The following is a 16644-nucleotide window of genomic DNA, read 5'->3' on the forward strand; positions in this document are numbered from 1 at the left end:
TAATGATATTTAGTTTACTCAATCCCAAACAAATATGTCTTTTTATAACAAATTTGATAGCATGAAATAAGATTATCACATGGACATGCAATCATTATGAACCAGCTTCATCAACACGATAGCGACATTTTAGTCATTGGTAGTGGCGCAGCAGGATTATCGCTGGCACTGCATTTAGCTCATCTTGGTAAAGTGACTATTTTATGCAAAGGCCCCCTTAGTGAAGGCGCAACCTATTACGCTCAGGGAGGGATTGCCGCCGTTTTTGATGAGTCTGACAGTATTGCATCCCATGTTGAAGATACGTTAATTGCTGGCGCTCATCTTTGTGACCAGAATGTGGTGCAGTTTATCGCTGAAAACGCCAAGCAATGCGTGCAATGGTTAATTGATGGCGGTGTACCTTTTGATCGTGAAGAATCCTATACTGACGACGACCCCCGCTACCATCTGACCTTAGAAGGTGGCCATAGTCATCGTCGCATTCTTCATGCTGCAGATGCCACTGGCATGGCGATGCAAACCTCACTTCAAGAACAAGCCCGTAATCATCCTAATATCACTATTCTTGAGCGCCATAATGCACTTGATTTAATCACCGAGAAAAAAATCAATCCGCAAGCAGACACCAATCGCGCTTTAGGAGCTTATGTCTGGAACCGCGACAAAGAATGTGTTGAAACCCTTGCTGCCAAATTTGTGGTACTAGCCACTGGTGGCGCATCAAAAGTCTATCAATACACTTCCAACCCAGATGTGTCATCGGGTGATGGTATTGCGATGGCATGGCGCGCAGGTTGTCGTGTTGCTAACCTTGAATTTAATCAATTTCATCCTACTTGTCTATTCCACCCCAAAGCACAAACGTTTTTATTAAGTGAAGCTCTACGCGGAGAAGGTGCGTATTTACGTCGTCCTGACGGCAGCCGTTTTATGCTCGATTTTGATGAGCGCGCAGAACTGGCTCCTCGTGATGTGGTTGCACGTGCGATCGATTACGAAATGAAGCGCTTAGGTGCTGATTGTATGTATCTTGATATTAGCCATAGGCCAGCTGATTTTGTTAAAAGCCACTTTCCAACCATTGCTGAAAAACTGCAAGGTTACGGGATTGATATCACCCAAGATATGATTCCAATTGTTCCTGCTGCACATTATACCTGTGGCGGCGTGGTGGTAGATAAATCAGGTAAAACCGATATTGAAGGGTTATATGCTATTGGTGAAGTCAGCTACACCGGCCTTCATGGAGCCAATCGCATGGCATCTAATTCATTACTTGAGTGCGTAGTCTATGCATGGTCAGCGTCACAAGATATTGAGCGCCAATTTAAGACCATCTTACAGCCACAACAATTGCCATTTTGGGATGACAGTAAAGTAACTAATTCTGATGAAGAAGTGGTGATTCAACATAACTGGCATGAATTACGATTATTTATGTGGGATTACGTTGGTATTGTACGTTCAACTAAACGTTTAGAGCGGGCAATGAACCGCATTGAATTGCTTAAACACGAAATTGATGAGTATTACTGTCATTTCCGTGTTTCAAATAATCTTTTAGAACTGCGTAATTTATTACAAGTTGCAGAGCTGATAGTACGTTGTGCAATAGAACGAAAAGAAAGTCGAGGATTACACTATACCCTTGATTATCCTGAACTTGACGAGCAAGCAACCGCTACTGTTTTAGTGCCAAGTAATTACTAACCGCACTTAAATAAGTAATAACTCAACCATACGATGATACTAATGCTCGTTAGCATCATCGTTATTGGCTGCGGCTGCAGGCTTTAATAGTCCTAAATGTAGCGACATTTTTAAGAGCCGATAACTTGCAGTATCACAACTGTCACAGCAGATAATCAGCCATTGATTACGCTGATGTGCTATCGACAATATCACGAGCCAACGGCTGACCACTTTCACCGCTACAATTTTACCCGCTTGCTCACACCAGCGCAGATGACCATCACTATACAGCCGTAATGGCCCTTGCTGACGCAAATAATGGTGCTGTATCCGTTGCCATTCAAATACTAACATTTCGGCAAAAAAATAACTCAGCGGCCAAAAAACCGGTGGAACAACAAACATTAGTAGCACTGCACCAAAGTAACATCGACTCAGTGCAGTGTGCAGGCGCGGGGATAAGTGAAGCGTTAGATCAACGTAGCTTGCTGTTGTTGTGGGCAACAATCTTATCGACCATCATCGCATGAGCAGGATTATCACTACGGCCATGTTGCATCATCCATTTAAATAAATCAGGATCATCACAGGTTAATAGAGAAATAAAATCACGTTGCTGCTGCTCTGATAGATCATCAAAACATTCTTCAAAAAATGGCATCACCAACACGTCTAACTCTAACATGCCGCGACGACATGCCCATTTAACGCGGGCTCTCTCTTCTGCAACTAACATACATAACCTCTATGTGCGTGCCTATTGGCTCACTGATAATTGAATACTTGGCGTATTTCCATGATAAAGATAGTACCAGTCGTACTCAATCACGACCATGCGCCAACACAAGCAATCATTCAAGATGAGACCTAGCCCACCATAATGACGACCTGTAAAAACAGTCAATTAACCCATCGTGTTACCATGGTTAATTATTTTGTTCAGTTGGTATAACATAGCATCATCATTACAGCATTTGTGGATACCATTATGAACACTTGGTCAACTCAGCACTCTTTCACCCCGCTAGCATTAACTAGCACCGATTCTTTACCTGATTTAGCAATGATCAACCTCAGTGATTGGGGCATGGTGACGCTTGTTGGCCCAGACAGTAAATCCTACTTACAAGGTCAATTAACCTGTGATGTAGTGTCATTAACAGCCGATAAATCAACCTTTGCTGGTCACTGTGATGCCAAAGGAAAATTACGTACTATTTTGCGCGTTTTCCATTATCAAAATGGTTACGGCTTACTACAACGTCAAAGTGTGATGGCAACCCAACTGCCTGAACTAAAAAAATATGCGGTCTTTTCTAAAACAGAGATCACTCAAACAGAAGCTGTTATTTTTGGGTTCGCAGGTACGCAAGCTCAAGCAACTATTGATCATCATTTCAGTGGTGATGCTGATGTGCGCCATAACGACACAGCCACTGTTGTAAAAGTTGATAACGCGCGCTGGTTAATTATCACTACTGCAGAACAAGCTGACAATGTAATTACCACCTTGGCACCAACAGCAACTTTAACAACCACCGAACTGTGGAATTTATATGACATTCAAGCGGCGATGCCACGTATTGATAGTGCCACCGAACTTGAATTCATTCCTCAAGCCGTAAACTTACAAGCGGTTGATGGTATTAGCTTTAAAAAAGGTTGCTATACCGGCCAAGAAACCGTCGCGCGGGCTAAATACCGTGGTATTAATAAACGTGCGATGTATATCGTTGCTGGCGCAGCAACACAATGCCCACAACCAGGTGATGCATTAGAGCGTAGTGTCGGTGAAAATTGGCGTAAAGGTGGCACCGTGATCTGCGGCTATCAATACAGTGACAATCACGCTTTAGCGCTGGTTGTATTACCCAATGATCTTGATGCTGACAGTCAATTCCGTTTCGCAACCGCGCCAGATGCGCTATGGCACAAACTCGACCTACCGTACGATTTTAATGCAGAATAATTCAATAAATACCCCCGTTACTCAGCTATTGATTAGCGAAGGGGTTGATTACCGTTTACTGCCGCATACCAAACCCGCAACAACCATTGCCGAGGCAGCAGCTGAACGCGGAGTTGATCCGCAACATATGGTCAAATCAATCTTGCTCAAAGATATGTCAGGGTTTCACGTGCTCGCTTGTGTGCCTGGTCCACAAGCAGTAGATCCTAAAAAAGTACGCGCATTATTGGGTTGCCAACGCATGACTTGCGCGGATGCAACCGAAGTTGAAAAAGTCACCGGTTTAGTCATCGGCACAGTTGCCCCGCTTGGCTTAAAACGGCCATTAGTGATCGTGTTTGATAATGCTATTGCGGCGATAGAGAAAGTTAATATTAGTAGTGGTGATCGTATGGCAGGGATTGAGATCGCCACCGATGATTTACTGATCTTATGCGATCCACTGCTCGCGGATATTTGCCGAGATCAACTCTAATTAATAATTAGCCATCATATCAACGGCATTAATCACAATGCCGCTTGATTAAAAATAAAGGAGCCGTTGATGACAAACTATCATCACGATATTAATTGGCGCGGGGTTGATCTTAATTTATTAATTGCGTTTTCTGCATTAATGGAAACCCGCAGCGTGACTAAAGCGGCCAATAAACTCGCCATTGGGCAGTCAGCAATGAGCCATAATTTATCGCGACTACGCAGTTTATTAAATGACCCTTTGTTTGAGCGTCATGGTCACCAAATGTTACCGACGCAAACCGCGTTAGAACATGCCTCAACCGTCGATACTATTTTGGCATTGATTACTAACGAACTGCTGCGACCAACTGTGTTTGTACCTGCTGATTTCTGTGGCACTTTTAAGATAGGCTTAACCGATTATGCCGAATTATTATTTGCCCCAGCACTGTATGATGCGATTCACCACCAAGCGCCACAATGCCAACTAAGTTTTTTTAATGTCGATCGTCATAGTTATCACACTGATTTCAATCAGCATCGCATCGATGTGGTTATTGGTTCAATGACAGATATGGGCAAAGATATTGAACACCAGTACTTATATACTGAAGATCATGTCTGCCTTTATGATCAACAGGCAACTGGACTTAATGACCTAGTCAGTCTCGATCAATACCGCCGTCATCCTCATGCACTGGTAAGCCCTGATGGCAAACTCACAACCCAAGTTGATGCTCAACTACAACAGCAAGGGTTTCAACGTCAAGTGGCAGTGGGATCGCATAACTTTCTTACTGTTCGGCATTTGTTAAGCGGTCGCGATTTAGTTTGTGTGGTATCGCGCTTAATGGCGCAACTGGATATTTTCAATGATCAGTTAACGCAATGCCCACCGCCTGTTGCAATAGCTGATTTTGATATTCGATTATTATGGCTCCATCGCGACAGTAATCACCCCCGCAACCAATGGTTACGCGACATCGTTGCCAATACGGTGATCACTCATGTTGAACAACTTCGTTCTAGTCGCTAATTATCGTGGCAGAGCAACAATGCCCTGCCAATGATTACTCAGTGATATCAATGCTATTAATGCGCGTGATGATTAGGCTCTTGAATTTGATAAAGTTTGTGTTCATCGCAAGGCTCATCACAATTACACTCTTTATTAACACCAACGTTGGCTAAACCGCCACAACTGCCACTGATTGTTTGGCGTTTTACACACCACCCAATTGCCATTGCCGCAATAACCACCAAAAAAATCCCTAAAGTTAATAAAAACGTGGTCATAGTTTTAAACCACCAATCTTACCAAGTCCATTCGCAATCGGACTCAACATACCAACTTTAACCACTGCTGGTGCTGTTTTTTTAGTGCCACAACCACAGCCACAACTGCCTTTTTCACGTTTACAAGCGCGCCCTTGATCAGCCGTCAGTAACGCTTCTTTGCTCACGCCGCCAGCTAAAAAATCAACTAATGTTGTTCGTGGTGCAACACGACTGACACTAAACCCAGCTTGTAATAATCGCGCTAAAGAACGGGTGCCAATATTACCCAATACAATTTCAGTTACGTTCAATGCTGCCAGTTGGCGCTGCAATATTTTTTTATGTTTACATCCCAACTCACGACTACCGCTATTTTCAATCCGCTCAACCAGTTGACCTTGCTGATCATAGATAGCAAACGTGGCAGCTTTACCAAAATGGCCTGCTATTTGATTTCGTGGCGTCAATGCAATTGCTATTAACATAAATTAATCCTCGGTAGTCTGTATGCTGTCTGGTGCTAACTCTAATGCCATTCCCATCACTAATGCTTGAGCAACTTTATGGCGCCCACGAGCAATAATATTTCCTAAGGTTTGGCGTGATACACCGAGTTGTTGCGCTGCTTGCTGTTGCTGTAATCCTTGCATATCCACCAGCCTTAATGCCTCAAGTTCATCACTCGCTAAGGTTAATCGTGGTAACTGCTTCATGGGCACCCCATTGGGTTTAAAGCAACTATAAGCAGGACGACAGGCAATTTTTCTGACAATTTTTGGACGTGCCATAATGATCATCATCTCGGTTTATTTATCTCATTATTGGCATACGCCAAAAACCATACCTTGATCTAGGATCATAAATGGTGATCTAGGTTATTTTTAGTGTCTGATTGATATTTTACTACCGCTAAATATTCAGCATAAAGTATCGAAATAGCTTTCAAAACTATCACCATAACGTATACCACTAGCCACCACTTGACGTCCAAAAAAACACCACATATAAGCAATCACAGTCAAACATCGGCAATCTTGTCTTTATCGTCACAGAAAATACGCAACTTCTTTCAAGGCTAAAAATTTATAAAATACCACAAACTTAGGATATTAATCTGTAGATTGTATTTATAGCTGTTGAATACGTTATCAATTTAACAATATCGTTAAATTTACGCTGATAATGTCACAAAAACGTCATTTGAATTAAAGTATACTAACGCCGTTAATCGCCAGGACGGTCGGAGTTAAACTGTATTATGCGGATGTTCAAACGCTACTTGCCTAAATTAATTGCCAAGCATGTTAGTCGTATATTTAATGGAAGAATTTATATTGATGGTCGTGGGGGCTATCATTTTGAAAAGGGAATATTGTTAGTGCCTGTTAAGGCGCAACAACATCATTATGATACGGTTAACGAAGTTAACCTCGAAATTAAGCGCCTACGTGAAGTTTATTAAAGATGGCATTGACTCTAAACGTAGTCGACAACGGCAATAGTTATTAACACCAAATTATTAGCCCAGTAAACAGCATCAAGCCCACTTGATTGAGTGGGCTTTAATTATCGTCACTATTCATCATCAGCAATCGTGTCGAGATAATCTTCAGCATCAAGCCATTCATCAGTATCTTGTTCAGCATCAATACGAATTTGAAATAGCCATCCATCACCATAAGGATCACTATTTACCCACTCAGGTACCGTACTAAGCTCTTCATTTATAGCAATAATTGTCCCAGTACACGGTGCATAAATATCTGATGCAGCTTTCACCGATTCAATCACAGCACATTCTTCGCCCGCATCAACAGTTGCTCCTGTTTCAGGCAAATCAATAAACACCATATCGCCCAATAATGTTTGAGCATGATCGCTAATACCAACAGTATAAACACCATCACCTTCATCACGTAACCATTCATGGGTATGGGTAAATTTTAATTCAGAGGGCACATAGCTCATTTATATATCCTTTTTAAATTCACTATTAATCGGTAACTATCACTCTATGTTTTACTGTAGGTGAAATTATTTTTTTTGCTTCATTTAGATATAAAAAAACCGCAACAAAAAATGCTACGGCTTAATAACTTATGACTCAATAAACGCTCTAAATCGGTTTTATTTATAACGCGCTAATTCAGGCAGTTCACCACTTAATCCTAAGGCTCGGCGCATAAACTCATCTTTGACACCAGGAGCTTTGTTAGCAAATAACATTCCGAGATCACGCACCAGTTTTTTAGCTGGATTAGCACCATCAAACAAGGTCTTAAAACCTTGCATAGCGGTGATCATTTTAGCCGCTTCAGCTTTACGCCAGCGCTCGTAATGACGCAAGTTAGCTTGCTTACCAATGTCTTTATCGGCTTGCCATAAAGCAATAATTTCTTGCGCTAATGCCGCTGCATCTAACAGACCTAAGTTAACGCCTTGGCCTGCCAATGGGTGGATCGTATGAGCTGCATCACCGACTAGTGCCACGCGTTCGCGTACAAAATCTTGGGCATAACGCATTTTAAGTGGAAAGGCTTGACGATCACCTTCTACACGACATAAGCCTAAACGATGATCAAAAGCTGTGGTTAAATGCTGATTAAACACTTCATCACTCACATCACAAAGTTGCAGTGCTTGCTCTGGCGGCAATGACCATACAATTGAGCACAGATCTTGTTGTGCTAATGGTAGAAAAGCTAATGGACCATCAGGACGGAATATTTGCCGCGCGGTCTGCAAGTGAGGCTCATCACAACGAATATTAGCCACCAACGCACTATGACCGTAATCCCAATGGGTCAGTGGAATATCAACATGTTGACGCAACCATGAATTGGCACCATCAGCACCAACCACTAATTTAGCGGTGAGGTTTTTGCCTGATTCTAATGTGATCCAAGCTTCTGTTTCACCAAAGGCGATATTTTGGCATTTATCAGGGGCAAATAAGCTCACATTGGCTTGCTTACTGACCTGATCCAGTAACGCTAACTGAATCACTCGGTTTTCAACAATATAGCCTAAATTAGGTTGGGCTAAACGCTCGGCATCAAAATCAATATGTGCAAAACTGTCTTGTTCCCAGACCTCCATTTTGCTGTAAGGGCTCATACGACGGTCGCAGATACCATTCCAAGCCCCAACGCCACGTAATATTCGCTCGCTAGCACGGCTTAAAGCAGACACTCGCACGTCAGGTAATTCGGCTAACTCAGACTCAGGTAATTTACCTTCAATCACTGCTATCCGTAATTCAGTATCGGCTAACGCTGCTGCCAACGTTAACCCCACCATGCCACCACCGATAATGGCGATATCAACATTTTGCATCATAGCTATCGTTTTACCTGTCCCATTGCACGGCGTAACAGCGGTGCTTGAAGTGTGTTAGAAAGGCTCATAGTCATCAAGCCTAGGTTTCGCCCAGCCACGAGCGCAGGATTATTATTGGCAAACAAGCTCACCAAGCCAGCAGTCATGGCTACGGTTGCTTGTCGATCTGGTAATCGGCGCTCACGATAACGGCCCAATACGGTTGGTAAACCAATATCAGCCCCGCGGGCAACGCCTGCTGCAATTTCTTCTGCCAACGTCATCACATCACGAAGTCCAAGGTTAAATCCTTGACCAGCGATAGGATGCAGAGTTTGAGCAGCATTACCAATCACTGCAGTTCGATGTGACACTAACCGTTGTGCTTGGCGTAATATTAATGGGTAACAATGGCGCTCACCCACCAGCGTCAGCGCACCTAATCGCCACCCAAACACAGTTTGTAATTCCGCTAAAAATTGCGTCTCAGATAATGCCATAATACGCGCTTGTTGCTGTGGTTCAACACACCATACCAATGAACTACGCCCTTGCGACATTGGCAATAATGCTACCGGCCCATGCTGAGTAAATCGTTCAAATGCTTGGCCTTGATGCGGCTCTGCCGTGGTAACGTTAGCAATGATTGCCACTTGCTCAAAATCATGTTCATTGCGACCAATATGGAGTAAATCACAACAATGAGATAGCGCACCATCGGCGGCAACCACTAATTTAGTCCGTAATCGTTTACCGGTATTTAACCGTATTAACGCCTCTGATTGAGTACGTTCTATATCTTCAACTTTTGCGGGACAAAATAGATCAATTTGTGGACGCGTTGCTAACTGGTGATGAAAAATTTCACCTGCAGCAGCCAATTCAATCACATAACCTAAGGCATCAACGGCCAGTTGCTGAGCGGATAACTCAACCATACCAGCATGACCACGATCAGACACATGAATATGCTTGATTGCCGTCGCAACCTTTGCCAATGCTGGCCACAGTTGAATCGAGTCTAACAAGCGGCTCGAACCATGCGATAGTGCAATACTGCGCGCATCATAGCCTGGGTGTTGCTGATCATCGGTTGCTACCGCTTCAACTACCGCGATATGTAATTGGTGCTGGGTTAATTCATCAAGTGCTATCGCTAAACATGCACCCACCATTGCGCCGCCGGCAATAACTACATCATATTGCTTCACATTTTGTCCCTTTCGCAATAGTAATTGTTAGTGAACTGTTGGTTGCTCTTGCGCATCGTCGTCATTCACTAGTCGTTGACCTAGTTCAGAATGACAACTCAACACGCACATACGTACATGTTCAAGTACTTGCTCAAACAATGCCGCTTGCTCTTCAAGATCTTCATCTTCATCAATACCAAGTTGTGAGATCTCTTGTAAATCAGCCAATGCTTCAGTGATTTCTTCAGACAATTGATTTTTTTGTAAATCCATTAGCCCTAAACCAGAAATAAAACTATTTACCCACTCAGTTAATGCCTCTGCACGCTCAGATAGCGGCTCATCATCATCAGGCATCAACAGTGAGAACTCAAACCCACCACCAATCAATTCTTCAGCTGTGGTAGTAAATAAAGTACGCACCATCATTTTAGCGCCATCGGTCAGTGGCTCGCCTTCGTTGGCATAATCACATACTGGACCTGCCCAGCTTTCATCATCAACAGCAAGACCACCACAAATCATGCCACTGAGTAAACCATGTAATTCAGCAGGCATCGCGGCTAAGCCTTGCTCTTTTAAAGCCGCTTCAACAGCAGAGTATGTCGGTAGGGTTATTTCACTCATGGCTTATCACCTTTTAGTTGACGCGATAGTAAGATAAATTTTTGTGACCATTACTTAACAATAATGCTCATGATTAAGGTTACACTCATTGAAATTGTACCAAACAATACTCACCGTTATGGCTTAGCGAGTATAATAAATAGCAATGAGCGAATGGTAGCACTGTGTTATGCTAACACTTAAGCCTAGTTCGGCAAATGATAACACTGGTGATAACGTTCAATCCTTAATCAACTTCGAACCGAGTCTGATTAATATCTGTTTAGTCAGAAGATAATGAACCAAAACCAAGACATAGTCGCTTGCATCTTGTATAGGGTTTTTCTATATTGACCACGTCGCAAGCGGAATGAATACCCATTCTGGCACGGAGCAAATCGAAGGTTTATGAGTACTCAGGCTGTAGAAATTCAAGTATTGGGCCGAAAGCTAAAAGTTAATTGTCCAACGGGCCAAGAAGACGCATTACGTGCCGCGGCGACAGATTTTGACCAACGCTTGAAAGATATGTCTGCGCGTAGTAACGTATCTGTAGAACAATTATTGATCTTTACTGGTCTCAACATCAGTAACGAGTTGCATTTAGAGCGACAACAACATAATCGCAATGCTGAATTAATATCCAATAAAATCAATTCACTAGAAGAAAATTTGGATAAAGTATTGCAATATCAGCCAAAGCGTTGATAATGAATTGACCCTGGGGTGTGCGTCAGTGAATGAACGTCCCCGAGCCGATAAGCAAATACCCAGGATTGGCTTTTTTATTAGCTATTGTGCATGCTCAGCCTGACTGAGAAGCCTGCGGTTAATGTTGCCAGTCCACCTTGAACATCTGGTTCAAGGGCCTTATTTCGCAACGGCACCTTGGGGCATCCCCTTTACTGAGTTAGACTTCCTTTCTGCGTATTAGCGCTCTACAATCCAGTAACACTCACTGTTCATGGATTGGATAATTACGTGACGATTTCCCTTTCAGCTTCCAGCCAGCAATTACGTTCTCAGCTACGACAACAAATTCGTCATGCTAGACAACAACTATCGCCTCAACAACAACACTACGCAGCACAACAATTATCCTTACGCTTACAAACCTTAGATCGTATTCAACATAGCCAGCACATTGCGGTTTACATCGCTAATGACGGTGAAATTGATCCGCAGCCGTTTATCGAATGGCTATGGCAACAAGGAAAATCAGTGTATTTACCGGTATTGCATCCTTTTACTAAAGGTCATTTGCTGTTTTTACACTATGATACCGACACACCAATGACCACTAACCGCTACGGTATTAGCGAACCTAAGTTGGATGTGCGACGCGTTAAACCGATTGCACAACTTGATGTGATTTGCACTCCATTGGTGGCTTTTGATGCCCTCGGACAGCGTCTTGGCATGGGCGGTGGCTATTATGATCGCACCTTAAGCCAGTGGCACCAGCACCGCTGCGGCCCTTATCCCATTGGCATCGGTCATGATTGTCAATATATTGCTCAGCTTCCCAATCAACATTGGGATGTGCCATTACCATTAATCATCACCCCTAACTATCAATTTACAGAGTCATAACACACTCAACGCAAACGATTGGCTTTTTTGATTAAAAAAAATCAATGTAATTGTATGTTATTCAAAAAGTTATATTTTTAGTTTTAAGTTTGCATTGTTTAACCATAGAATCCGACTGACGAAATCACTTCGGTTAGCTATAATCACCGTTCGCATAATTGAGGTCATTACGAGGAGAACGGCATGACACAAGATGAAATGAAAAAAGCAGCCGGTTGGGCAGCACTTGAGTACGTAACAAAAAACAGTATTGTGGGTGTAGGTACTGGTTCAACTGTTAATCACTTCATCGATGCCTTGGCAACCCGTAAAGAAGAGATCAAAGGCGCAGTTTCAAGCTCGGTGGCTTCAACTGAGCGCCTAGAGCAAATTGGGATTAAAGTTTTTGATGCTAACGATGTTGCTAGCCTAGATATTTATGTTGATGGTGCTGATGAAATCAATGCCCAATTTAACATGATCAAAGGCGGCGGTGCGGCATTAACTCGCGAAAAAATCGTCGCAGCGATTGCTGAGAAATATATCTGTATTGTTGATAACACCAAACAAGTTGATGTACTAGGTCAATTCCCATTACCAGTTGAAGTCATTCCAATGGCACGCTCTTTCATTGGTCGTGAATTAGTTAAACTCGGTGGCGATCCGGTATACCGTGAAGGTGTGGTAACAGATAACGGTAATATCATTCTTGATGTTTACAACATGGCGATCACTGATCCTAAAGCAATGGAAGATAGCATCAACGCGCTACCAGGTGTTGTAACCGTGGGTTTATTTGCTCATCGTGGTGCTGACGTTGTACTTATTGGTACGCCGGAAGGAACTAAAATCATCGAAAAATAATGATTAATTCGTTATTTGATTACAAAACGGCAGCTGTTGATCGCTCGCGAATCATTAGCTGCCGTTTTTTATTGGCTTTTTTGTAATATTCTTACCCTTAATGGTTAATTTTTGATACTTTATTAAACAGCATGTAGCAAACGTTTAACCATTTAGCTACTGAGATGTAATAACCTTCGTTTAACAACCGCAGTGTTAGCATCATTAGTCGCTACGTTTTTAAGGATAAGAACCTATGGCAACCGTGTCACTCAATAAAGAAAAAATCAAAATCCTTCTGTTAGAAGGCCTCCATCCCTCAACACTTGAAGTTTTACAACAAGCTGGTTACACCAATATTGAATACCATAAAGGCTCTTTAGCAGGTGAAGAACTGTTAGAAGCAGTAAAAGATGTCCATTTTATCGGCATTCGTTCTCGTACCCAGTTAACCCCCGAGGTCTTTGCGGCTGCTAAAAAACTCACCGCTGTAGGGTGTTTCTGTATTGGTACCAATCAAGTTGATCTCGATGAAGCAATGCGACGCGGTATTCCTGTTTTCAACGCCCCTTTTTCCAATACTCGTAGTGTTGCTGAACTGGTTTTAGGTGAAATTCTATTATTATTACGCGGCATTCCCGAGAAAAACGCCAAAGCCCATCGTGGCGAATGGTTAAAATCGGCAGATCAATCATTTGAAGCACGTGGTAAAACATTAGGCATTATTGGTTATGGTCATATTGGTACCCAGTTGGGTATTTTGGCTGAAAACCTTGGTATGCGAGTATGCTTTTATGACATTGAAACCAAGCTATCGCTAGGCAATGCAACTCAAGTGAGTTCATTATCTGAATTACTTAATAAATCGGATGTGGTTAGCTTGCATGTACCTGAAACCAAAGGTACGGCAAATTTAATGGGCGTCGAAGAATTTGCGCGCATGAAGCCAGGTGCAATTTTCATTAATGCTGCCCGTGGCACCGTGGTTGATATTGATGCGCTCTGCAGTGCTTTAGAAAGCAAACACATTGCAGGTGCTGCAATTGATGTGTTCCCTGTTGAGCCAAAAACCAATAACGACCCGTTTGAATCACCGCTAATGCAGTTTGATAATGTAATTTTAACGCCGCACATTGGTGGTTCAACCCATGAAGCACAAGAAAATATCGGCATTGAGGTCGCAGGTAAGTTAGTCAAGTATTCTGATAATGGCTCAACCCTATCAGCAGTTGGCTTTCCAGAAGTATCGCTGCCTGAGCATCAAGGTTGTTCTCGCTTGCTGCACATTCACCACAACCGTCCCGGCATACTCAATCAAATCACCACGATCTTTGCTTCAGAAGGCATTAACATCGCAGCTCAGTTCTTACAAACTGGTGCTGAGGTCGGTTATGTGGTTATTGACGTCGAAACCGAACGTTCAAAAGAAGCCTTACAGCAACTAAAACTCATTGATGGCACTATTCGCGCGCGTATTTTGCACTAATCCCCTCTTTTCATAACCGCAAATAACAACAAGGAGAGCACTATGCTCTCCTTTCTTATGGCTATTTAATCGAAACGATAACGAGTGATTGGTTGATTATTTTTCGGCTAATTTAAAGATCACATTAACACTGTCTTTAATCACAATGTTGTTGTCAGTATAACTTTGATCAATCGAATCTTGTCGAGCTCCACCCACCCAAGAATTGGCACGCATATACGGCATTGGCTGACTGTTAGTATCGTAATCAATTTGCCATACGCCATCGATTCTATTACCAAACCCTTGCGCCAGTGAGGCCGCAACTTGCTTAGCATTCTCTATCGCTTTTTGGCGCGCTTGCTGCTGATATTTTGCACTATCAGCAACTTTTAAATCAATGTTATTAATTTGATTAATGCCATCACCCAGCGCGTCATCTAAATAGCTATTTAGCTTAGTTAGTTGATGCACTGTCACCTCGACACTGCGATTAGCTTTAAAGCCAACTAACTCCGGCTTGTGATCTTTAGGGTAATTATATTGCGCCGCCAACGAAATATTGGCGCTATTGATGTCTTTTTTGTCGACACCAGCAGCTTGTAAACGCTCAATAAACTTAGTCACAGCTTGATCAACAGCTAACTTAGCATCAACCGCCGTTTTTTTGGTTTCAACGACATTAACCGAAAATACCGCCATATCAGGCTGTACTACAACTTCACCACGACCGGTTGTCTCTAAATGAGGAAATGGAATATCAGCCGCCATTGCAGACGCTGAAGCAAACGCACTAACACCAAGTACTATTGCTAAACATGTATTTTTCATTGTTGATCCTTTTTCTGAGTCGCATAACATGGTGATTTATTCACTAGTACAGTGATAAATACAGTATTTTCATCAGTAATGATGGTGCAATGCTAACAAACCCTCGACTTAATGAACACTGTTTTTTAGTTGAGCTTCAGTATTGATTCAGCAAGGTTATCGTTTTAAGCTCGCTATTATTGCGATCAGCCACCGTGAATTAATAAAAAAAAAGAAGCCATCAGGCTTCTTTTTTTGATCACAACTAACAGTCAGGCGAATTACGCCTCAACTTTATTTAGGTGAACATCCATTTGTGGGAATGGGATTTCGATACCTTCTTTATCAAGCTCTTCTTTAATAGCTTGGTTAAGTTCGAAGTATACACCCCAGTAATCAGCAGTTTTAACCCATGGGCGAACCACGAAGTTTACTGATGAATCAGCTAATGCCACTACACCAATCGTTGGTGCAGGATCTTTAAGTACTAACTCATTTGCCATCACAACACGGTTTAATACTTCTTTCGTTTTTTGAAGATCAGCGTTGTAAGAAACACCAATCGTTAAATCGATACGGCGAGTGTCATGACGAGAGTAGTTAGTAATTGGGTTACCAATTACTGAAGCGTTAGGTACTACAACCATCTTGTTGTCTGGAGTACGTAACTCAGTTGAGAAAATCTGAATAGATTCAACAGAACCAGCAACACCGCCAGCTTCCACATAGTCACCAGACTTAAATGGACGGAAAGCAACGATCAATACGCCGGCTGCGAAGTTTGATAATGAGCCTTGTAGTGCAAGACCAATTGCCAAACCTGCCGCACCAATAACAGCAACCACAGAAGCAGTTTGAACACCAATACGACCCAGTGCTGCAATTAATACGATAACAAATAATAGGTAACGCACTAAACCATGGATAAACTCAACAACTGCGTTGTCCATGTCTTTTTTACGCAGTACTTTTGCTACTGTACCTGCAATCATCTTAACAATGATATTACCGATAAATAGAATCAGTATTGCAGACACGATATTCACTGCATATTGAACTAATAGATCTTGGTTTTTAGTGATCCAGTTTCCGGCGTGTAATACACCGTTAGTCAATGAGTTATCTGATATATGCTCAACAACCTTGTCAGTAACGCTCTCTGTCATGAAGGTATCTCTCTAAAAAATATAAAATAATATTAATATGCCGCTTAATGAGTAGATCATACAGTAAACCGTAAAAAATAACACCTCAGCAACAAATTTGACGTTAGGCAACTACCGCTCACTATACTGTGATAGGTATAATAATCAGTATAGCGAACTATAACATCAAAGAAACACTGCATTATTAATCTTTTAGTAACCAAATGGCTAGTAAAAAAAATCGAACAATCATAAAAAAATATAATTTATATATTCGAATCAAGTCACGCT

General features: G+C 42.2%; 20 protein-coding genes and 1 other RNA gene. 10 read left to right on the plus strand and 11 right to left on the minus strand.

All coding sequences use genetic code 11. The features are described 5' to 3' along the window. The first annotated feature begins 96 nt into the window (after window positions 1–96). Window positions 97–1713, plus strand: coding sequence for an L-aspartate oxidase (gene nadB / locus PAND9192_RS12950; protein ID WP_087854154.1), 1617 nt, complete (start codon window positions 97–99; stop codon window positions 1711–1713). A gap of 39 nt (window positions 1714–1752) precedes the next feature. Here nadB and PAND9192_RS12955 read toward each other — a convergent pair whose 3' ends face one another. Both PAND9192_RS12955 and PAND9192_RS12960 read right to left on the minus strand, forming a co-directional pair. Beyond that, window positions 1753–2202, minus strand: a complete 450-nt coding sequence (locus PAND9192_RS12955) for a protein YgfX (protein WP_306341513.1) — start codon at window positions 2200–2202, stop codon at window positions 1753–1755. After that, on the minus strand, window positions 2171–2431 hold the full coding sequence (locus tag PAND9192_RS12960; RefSeq protein ID WP_060999836.1) for an FAD assembly factor SdhE: 261 nt from the start codon (window positions 2429–2431) through the stop codon (window positions 2171–2173). The genes PAND9192_RS12955 and PAND9192_RS12960 overlap by 32 nt, the downstream gene beginning before the upstream one ends. Window positions 2432–2683: 252 nt before the next feature. Here PAND9192_RS12960 and ygfZ point away from each other — a divergent pair, with 252 nt between their 5' ends. The 3 genes from ygfZ (at window position 2684) to PAND9192_RS12975 (ending at window position 5159) form a co-directional block, all read left to right on the plus strand. Further along, on the plus strand, window positions 2684–3664 hold the full coding sequence (gene ygfZ, locus PAND9192_RS12965) for a tRNA-modifying protein YgfZ (protein ID WP_087854156.1): 981 nt from the start codon (window positions 2684–2686) through the stop codon (window positions 3662–3664). Continuing rightward, window positions 3654–4139 (plus strand): aminoacyl-tRNA deacylase, encoded by a 486-nt coding sequence (locus PAND9192_RS12970; protein WP_087854157.1) that lies wholly within the window; start codon window positions 3654–3656, stop codon window positions 4137–4139. Before ygfZ ends, PAND9192_RS12970 begins: the two co-directional genes overlap by 11 nt. 69 nt (window positions 4140–4208) lie before the next feature. Next, entirely contained in the window at window positions 4209–5159 is a 951-nt protein-coding gene (locus tag PAND9192_RS12975) for a LysR family transcriptional regulator (RefSeq protein ID WP_087854158.1), read from the plus strand. 56 nt (window positions 5160–5215) lie between these two features. On the opposite strand, the gene nqrM is transcribed toward PAND9192_RS12975, so the two are convergent. The 3 genes from nqrM to PAND9192_RS12990 are packed head-to-tail and all read right to left on the minus strand — an operon-like array spanning window position 5216 to window position 6189. Beyond that, window positions 5216–5419, minus strand: a complete 204-nt coding sequence (nqrM, locus tag PAND9192_RS12980; RefSeq protein WP_087854159.1) for a (Na+)-NQR maturation NqrM — start codon at window positions 5417–5419, stop codon at window positions 5216–5218. Continuing rightward, window positions 5416–5886, minus strand: a complete 471-nt coding sequence (locus PAND9192_RS12985) for a NifB/NifX family molybdenum-iron cluster-binding protein (protein WP_087854160.1) — start codon at window positions 5884–5886, stop codon at window positions 5416–5418. Before PAND9192_RS12985 ends, nqrM begins: the two co-directional genes overlap by 4 nt. A gap of 3 nt (window positions 5887–5889) precedes the next feature. Continuing rightward, on the minus strand, window positions 5890–6189 hold the full coding sequence (locus PAND9192_RS12990) for a DUF134 domain-containing protein (RefSeq protein ID WP_087854280.1): 300 nt from the start codon (window positions 6187–6189) through the stop codon (window positions 5890–5892). Window positions 6190–6659: 470 nt separating this feature from the next. On the opposite strand from PAND9192_RS12990, the gene PAND9192_RS12995 reads away from it, so the two are divergent. Then, window positions 6660–6863, plus strand: a complete 204-nt coding sequence (locus tag PAND9192_RS12995; RefSeq protein WP_087854161.1) for a DUF1107 domain-containing protein — start codon at window positions 6660–6662, stop codon at window positions 6861–6863. 113 nt (window positions 6864–6976) lie between these two features. Here PAND9192_RS12995 and gcvH read toward each other — a convergent pair whose 3' ends face one another. From gcvH to PAND9192_RS13015, 4 genes are all read right to left on the minus strand, one after another. Continuing rightward, window positions 6977–7369 carry a glycine cleavage system protein GcvH gene (gcvH, locus tag PAND9192_RS13000; RefSeq protein WP_087854162.1) on the minus strand — a complete coding sequence of 131 codons (393 nt, stop codon included), beginning with the start codon at window positions 7367–7369 and terminating at the stop codon, window positions 6977–6979. A 159-nt stretch (window positions 7370–7528) separates the two neighbouring features. Further along, window positions 7529–8740: an FAD-dependent 2-octaprenylphenol hydroxylase gene (locus PAND9192_RS13005; protein WP_087854163.1), complete on the minus strand. Its 1212-nt coding sequence runs from the start codon at window positions 8738–8740 to the stop codon at window positions 7529–7531. A gap of 2 nt (window positions 8741–8742) precedes the next feature. After that, entirely contained in the window at window positions 8743–9930 is a 1188-nt protein-coding gene (gene ubiH, locus PAND9192_RS13010) for a 2-octaprenyl-6-methoxyphenyl hydroxylase (RefSeq protein ID WP_087854164.1), read from the minus strand. A gap of 27 nt (window positions 9931–9957) precedes the next feature. Continuing rightward, complete coding sequence (locus PAND9192_RS13015; protein ID WP_087821214.1) at window positions 9958–10539, minus strand: YecA/YgfB family protein; 582 nt, start codon at window positions 10537–10539, stop codon at window positions 9958–9960. Window positions 10540–10926: 387 nt separating this feature from the next. Between PAND9192_RS13015 and PAND9192_RS13020 the strand changes: the two genes are divergently transcribed. From PAND9192_RS13020 to serA, 5 genes are all read left to right on the plus strand, one after another. Then, window positions 10927–11226 (plus strand): cell division protein ZapA, encoded by a 300-nt coding sequence (locus PAND9192_RS13020; RefSeq protein ID WP_087854165.1) that lies wholly within the window; start codon window positions 10927–10929, stop codon window positions 11224–11226. A gap of 7 nt (window positions 11227–11233) precedes the next feature. Beyond that, window positions 11234–11417, plus strand: a non-coding RNA gene (gene ssrS / locus PAND9192_RS13025) — 6S RNA. Window positions 11418–11499: 82 nt separating this feature from the next. Beyond that, complete coding sequence (locus tag PAND9192_RS13030) at window positions 11500–12111, plus strand: 5-formyltetrahydrofolate cyclo-ligase (RefSeq protein WP_234999146.1); 612 nt, start codon at window positions 11500–11502, stop codon at window positions 12109–12111. A 183-nt stretch (window positions 12112–12294) separates the two neighbouring features. Further along, on the plus strand, window positions 12295–12954 hold the full coding sequence (gene rpiA, locus PAND9192_RS13035) for a ribose-5-phosphate isomerase RpiA (RefSeq protein ID WP_087854166.1): 660 nt from the start codon (window positions 12295–12297) through the stop codon (window positions 12952–12954). Between the two features lie 235 nt (window positions 12955–13189). Then, a complete protein-coding gene (serA, locus tag PAND9192_RS13040) occupies window positions 13190–14419 on the plus strand; it encodes a phosphoglycerate dehydrogenase (protein ID WP_087854167.1) in 1230 nt (409 codons plus the stop codon). Between the two features lie 96 nt (window positions 14420–14515). Here the strand turns inward: serA and PAND9192_RS13045 are convergent, their stop codons facing one another. Both PAND9192_RS13045 and mscS read right to left on the minus strand, forming a co-directional pair. Next, window positions 14516–15229, minus strand: coding sequence for an oxidative stress defense protein (locus tag PAND9192_RS13045; protein WP_087854168.1), 714 nt, complete (start codon window positions 15227–15229; stop codon window positions 14516–14518). 260 nt (window positions 15230–15489) lie between these two features. Next, window positions 15490–16374 carry a small-conductance mechanosensitive channel MscS gene (gene mscS / locus PAND9192_RS13050; RefSeq protein ID WP_087854169.1) on the minus strand — a complete coding sequence of 295 codons (885 nt, stop codon included), beginning with the start codon at window positions 16372–16374 and terminating at the stop codon, window positions 15490–15492. Between the last annotated feature and the right edge of the window lie 270 nt (window positions 16375–16644).

Source organism: Photobacterium andalusiense (assembly GCF_900185625.1).
Lineage (GTDB): Bacteria > Pseudomonadota > Gammaproteobacteria > Enterobacterales > Vibrionaceae > Photobacterium > Photobacterium aquimaris.